This window comes from Halomonas sp., from assembly GCF_031581305.1.
Taxonomy (GTDB): domain Bacteria; phylum Pseudomonadota; class Gammaproteobacteria; order Pseudomonadales; family Halomonadaceae; genus Halomonas.
On record NZ_JAVLBC010000206.1, the window covers coordinates 1 to 5,483 of the forward strand.

Here is a 5,483-nt window from a genome sequence, read left to right on the forward strand (position 1 = left end):
GCGTCTGGGGCTGGATCGGCGTGTTGCCGCTGGCGACCGGCCTGTTCAATTTCTGTCCGGCCTACAGCCTGTTCGGTATCAGTACCTGCAAGACGAAGAAGTAGCCTGCGGCTTGCCGATGCGTCGAACCGTCGATGCGTCGAACCTCGGCTACCCCGAAGCGCCCGACTCACCCGGTGAGTCGGGCGCTCTTTTCTTGGTTCTTCACAGACTGGCGTGATAGTTGACCGCACGACATCGGCTGGCCACCCAACCTCCGTAGGCCCGGTAAGCGCCAGCGCACCGGGCGTGGAGAGGGCGCCATCGTCACGCCGGATGCGCCTTCGGCTTATCCGGCCTACGCGAAATTCCCACCGTTTTCACGCCGAATTGCGAAGACCCATTTTTTTGTGAGGCGAAGCGATCTCGCCGTCGCTATCGGCACCATCGAGTGGCTCAATTGGTCACATATGTTATTCGGACCTAAAGTTATAACAGTAGACGCGGTGAGGTCTTCTCACCCTTACCCCAACAGGAGAACGATCATGGAACCTCAAGCTCAACAGCCCACCATGCCCCAGCTCAATCGCCCGGCGCCCGACTTCACCGCCAAGACCACCCACGGCGAGAAGTCCCTGGCCGACTACAAGGGCAGGTGGCTGGTGCTTTTCGCTCACCCGGCCGACTTCACACCGGTATGCACCACCGAATTTTCGGCCTTCGCGACCCGTGCCGACCAGTTCAAGGCGCTGGATACCGAACTGCTGGGGCTCTCCATCGACAGCGTGCACGCCCATATCGCCTGGACGCGCAGCATCAAGGAGAATTTCGGCATCGAGATTCCCTTCCCGATCATCGCCGATCTGAGCATGCAGGTGGCCAACGCCTACGGCATGATTCAGCCGGGTGCCAGTGACACCGCCGCCGTGCGTGCCACCTTCGTGATCGACCCGGAAGGCATTCTGCGCGCCATGGTCTACTACCCGATGTCCAATGGCCGCTCCGTCGACGAGATCCTGCGCCTGGTCAAGGCCCTGCAGACCAGCGATGCCCACGGCGTGGCCACGCCCGAGAACTGGCAGCCGGGCGAGAAGGTCATCGTGCCGCCGCCCGCCACCGATGCCGAAGCCGAGGCGCGCAAGGACCAGGGCTACGACTATGTCGACTGGTACTTCTGCAAGAAGGACCTGTAAGTCCGACACTCCAGGCCCCGGCACTCGCCGGGGCCCCTGGCCATGTACCACGTTTTCCAACGTCAGGAGGCCAACATGAAGACCTTTGAACTCTCTCGCAGCAGCGGTGCCGGCAAGCCCGACGTGGCCGGCTTCTTCGATCCGCGCACCTTCTCCGTGCAGTACGTGGTCAGCGATCCGGCGACCAGGAAGTGTGCGATCATCGACCCGGTCCATGACTTCGACGAGAAATCCGGCGCGACCGCCACTCACCACGCCGACGAGCTGCTCGCCTATGTGCAGGAGCAGGGGCTCGAGGTGGAATGGGTGCTGGATACGCATCCCCACGCCGACCACTTCTCCGCGGCACAATACCTGCGCGAGAAGACCGGGGCCCCCACCGCCATCGGCGACAAGGTGGTGGATGTCCAGACCCTGTGGAAGGGGATCTACCACTGGCCGGACTTTGCTGCCGACGGCTCCCAGTGGGATCGGCTGTTCGCCGAAGGGGATACCTTCCGCATCGGCGAACTGGACGCGCGCGTGATGTTCTCGCCGGGCCATACCCTGGCCTCCATCACCTACGTGATCGGTGACGCGGCCTTCATCCACGACACCATCTTCCAGCCGGACTTCGGTACCGCGCGGGCCGACTTCCCCGGCGGCGATGCCCATCAGCTCTGGCAGTCCATTCAGGACATCCTGGCACTGCCCGACGAGACGCGCCTGTTTACCGGCCACGACTACATGCCGGGCGGCCGTGAGCCCCAGTGGGAGAGCACGGTGCGCGAGCAGCGCGAGACCAACAAGCACCTGGCCGGTGGCGTCACCGAGGATGACTATGCGGCCATGCGTAACCAGCGTGACAGCGAGCTGCCGATGCCCACGTTGATTCTGCACTCGCTGCAGATCAACACCCGCGGCGGTCGGCTGCCGGCGCCCGAGGCCAACGGCAAGCGCTACCTGAAGATTCCCCTCGACGCCCTCGAAGGCGCCGCCTGGGCGTAAGGCTGGGGCAAACGTCGGTGGCTGATGCAATCCGTGGAGGCACTCTAGGGTCAGACCCCGGCTGGGTTCTCATGCCCATCACGGAGCGCTTCGCGGGCGGTATTCCCCACCGCCGGGGTCTGACCCGCGAGCCCGCTATCCTTGGAAGCGGCATCTATCGCAGTCTTTTTATTCTTAAAAAATCTATGTTTAGAACATAAGTTTGCTTTAAGCTGTGATCATCGCTGCAAGCCAGCACACAGACGGAGGACGTTTTCCATGTCTCATCCCATCGTGACCCATTTCTTCGACGAGCCCACCAACACCTTCAGTTATGTGGTACAGGATCCCGACAGCAAGGCGTGCGTGATCCTCGACTCGGTGCTCGATTTCGATTACGCCGCCGGGCGAACCGACGTGCGCTCCGCCGACGAGATCATTGCCTTCGTGCGCGATAACGGCCTGGAGGTGGCGTGGATCCTCGAGACCCATGTTCACGCCGACCACCTCTCGGCAGCGCCTTATCTGCACGAGAGGCTGGGTGGCCAGACCGGCATCGGTGCCAATATCACCGTGGTGCAGGATGTCTTCGGCAAGGCCTTCAATGCGGGGACCGAATTTGCCCGCGACGGTAGCCAGTTCGACCGCCTCTTCGAGGAGGGCGACACCTTTGCCATCGGCAACCTGGAAGGGCGCGTGCTGCATACGCCGGGACACACGCCGGCCTGCCTGACCTACGTGATTGGCGATGCCGCCTTCGTCGGCGACACCCTGTTCATGCCCGACTACGGCACCGCGCGCTGTGACTTCCCCGGCGGCGATGCCCGCGCGCTGTATCGCTCCATCCAGAAGGTGCTGGCGCTGCCCGCCGAGACGCGCCTCTTCCTGTGCCACGACTACAAGGCGCCGGGGCGCGAGGCGTATCAGCACGAGACCACGGTGGCCGAGCAGCGTGCTCACAATATCCACGTCCACGAGGGCATCAGCGAGGAAGCGTTCGTCAAGATGCGCACCGAGCGCGACGCGACCCTGGGCATGCCGCGGCTGATCATCCCCTCGGTGCAGGTCAACATGCGCGCCGGCGAGATGCCGCCCGCCGAGGATAACGGCCAGGTCTACCTCAAGGTGCCCATCAACAAGTTCTGAGCCAGCGTCGACATAAAGAGGAATATTTCCCTGATGCAGATCCATGAACTGGAACCCGGTTTCGCCATCTGCGAGGCCATCACGCCGGACGACCTGGATGACGTGGCGCGCCGCGGCTTTCGCGCGGTGATCTGCAATCGCCGCCCCGGCGAGGCGGAAGACCACCCCGATGACCGGGCGCTGAGCCAGCGCGCCGCCGAGCTGGGTCTCGAGTGGCGCTGTATCCCGGTCGCCCCGGGCGAGTACAGCGAGGCCGATATCGAGGCCTTCGGCCAGGCACTGGAGAACCTGCCGACGCCGATTCTGGCCTTCTGCCGCAGCGGCAAACGGGCCGTTCACCTCTGGGCTCAGGCGCGCAGCCGGGAACAGAGCTGCGACATTCCCGGTCTGCTCGCCGCGGCCCACAAGGCCGGCCATGATCCTCAGCCCATCCGGGAGATGCTCAAGGTCTGACCGGCGTTTTCCACGACAATGACAACATCGCCTCAGGAGCACGCCATGCCACATTCGACCCCTGAAGGGACAACCCGCCGCCACGACGTGGTGGTGATCGGCGGCGGTGCCGCGGGCATCGCGGTCACCGCGAGCCTGCTCAAGCGCCGCGCCGACCTGGATATCGCCATCGTCGACCCGGCCGAGCAGCACAGCTACCAACCCGGCTGGACCCTGGTGGGTGGCGGTGTCTTCTCCGCCGATATCACTCGCCGGCCGATGCGCGATGTCATGCCTGACAAGGCGACCTGGTACGCATCGCTGGCCGAGACGATCGATCCGGAGCGTGCCACGGTCTCGCTGGCCGACGGCTCCTGCCTGGGCTACCAGCGCCTGGTGGTGGCTCCCGGGCTGGTCCTCGACTGGGGCGCTATCGACGGGCTGGAGGCGACGCTGGGCGAGAATGGTGTGACCTCCAACTATCGCGTCGATCTGGCCCCTTACACCTGGGAGCTGGTGCAGTCCCTCAAGCAGGGCAAGGCGCTGTTCACCCAGCCGCCGATGCCCATCAAGTGTGCCGGTGCGCCGCAGAAGGCGATGTATCTCTCCTGCGACCACTGGCGCCGTCAGGGTCGCCTGGACCATATCGACGTCAGTTTCTGCAACGCCGGCCAGGTACTGTTTGGCGTGGCCGACTATGTGCCGGCGCTGGAGCGCTACATCGAACGATACGGCATCGAGAAGGCGTTCGGCGAGCGCCTGGTTTCGGTGCATGGGCCGTCGCGCACCGCTCGCTTTGCGGTCAACGATGAACAAGGCGAGCGCGAGGTGGAGCGCGCCTTCGACATGCTGCACGTGGTCCCGCCCCAGAAGGCGCCGGCCTTCCTCGCCGAGTCGGGGCTGGGCAACGAGGCCGGCTGGCTGGATCTCGATGCCGAGACGCTGCAGCACGCTCGCCACCCGGCGATCTTCGGTCTGGGCGATGCCAGCGGCACGAGCAATGCCAAGACCGCGGCGGCGGTGCGCAAGCAGGCGCCGGTGGTGGCCGAGAATCTGCTGGCCTCGCTGAAGGATCAGCCGCTGAAGGCGGCCTACCTGGGCTATGGCTCCTGCCCGCTGACCGTGGAGAAAGGGCGTATTGTGCTGGCCGAGTTTGGTTACGGCGGGGTGCTGCAACCGACCTTCCCGAGCTGGATCAACGATGGCACCCAGCCCACACGCCGCGCCTGGTGGCTCAAGGCCAAGCAGCTGCCCTGGCTCTACTGGAACGGCATGCTCAAGGGGCGTGAATGGCTGGCGGCCCCGGCACGCCGTGATGGTGCCTGATGGACCCGAGATAACGAGACGCTCATGATCCCTTCACGCTGGATTCCCTTGATCGGTTGGTTGCGCGGCTATCGCCGCGACATCCTGGCCAGTGACCTGCTGGCCGCCGTCATCGTCACCCTGATGCTGGTGCCCCAGGCGCTGGCCTATGCGCTGCTGGCTGGCCTGCCGCCTGAGGTGGGGCTCTATGCCAGCATGCTGCCGCTGGTGCTGTATGCCCTCTTCGGCACCAGCGCCACCCTCGCGGTCGGGCCGGTGGCGGTAGCCTCGCTGATGACCGCCTCGGCGCTGTCGGGGATCGCGGCGCCCGGCAGTGCCGAATACGTGGGCGCGGCGCTGGTGCTGGCCGCTCTCTCCGGCCTGATACTGGTGGCCATGGGGCTGCTGCGGCTGGGGTTTCTGGCCAACTTCCTGAGCCATCCGGTGATTTCGGGGTTCATC

At 64.9% G+C, this 5,483-nt stretch carries 7 protein-coding genes; all 7 read left to right on the forward strand.

Annotation, left to right across the window (positions count from 1 at the left end; all coding sequences use genetic code 11):
• Positions 1-104: DUF2892 domain-containing protein (locus RI841_RS13990; protein WP_310706249.1), on the forward strand; the 104-nt coding region annotated here is incomplete at its 5' end.
• Positions 105-524: 420 nt separating this feature from the next.
• Positions 525-1,172: a peroxiredoxin gene (locus tag RI841_RS13995; RefSeq protein ID WP_310706243.1), complete on the forward strand. Its 648-nt coding sequence runs from the start codon at positions 525-527 to the stop codon at positions 1,170-1,172.
• Positions 1,173-1,247: 75 nt separating this feature from the next.
• On the forward strand, positions 1,248-2,159 hold the full coding sequence (locus RI841_RS14000; RefSeq protein WP_310706244.1) for an MBL fold metallo-hydrolase: 912 nt from the start codon (positions 1,248-1,250) through the stop codon (positions 2,157-2,159).
• 258 nt (positions 2,160-2,417) lie between these two features.
• Entirely contained in the window at positions 2,418-3,284 is an 867-nt protein-coding gene (locus tag RI841_RS14005; RefSeq protein WP_310706245.1) for an MBL fold metallo-hydrolase, read from the forward strand.
• A 33-nt stretch (positions 3,285-3,317) separates the two neighbouring features.
• Complete coding sequence (locus RI841_RS14010; protein ID WP_310706246.1) at positions 3,318-3,737, forward strand: TIGR01244 family sulfur transferase; 420 nt, start codon at positions 3,318-3,320, stop codon at positions 3,735-3,737.
• 45 nt (positions 3,738-3,782) lie between these two features.
• Entirely contained in the window at positions 3,783-5,042 is a 1,260-nt protein-coding gene (locus tag RI841_RS14015) for an FAD/NAD(P)-binding oxidoreductase (protein WP_310706247.1), read from the forward strand.
• A 24-nt stretch (positions 5,043-5,066) separates the two neighbouring features.
• A partial coding sequence (locus RI841_RS14020; protein ID WP_310706248.1) for a SulP family inorganic anion transporter occupies positions 5,067-5,483 on the forward strand: 417 nt, incomplete at its 3' end.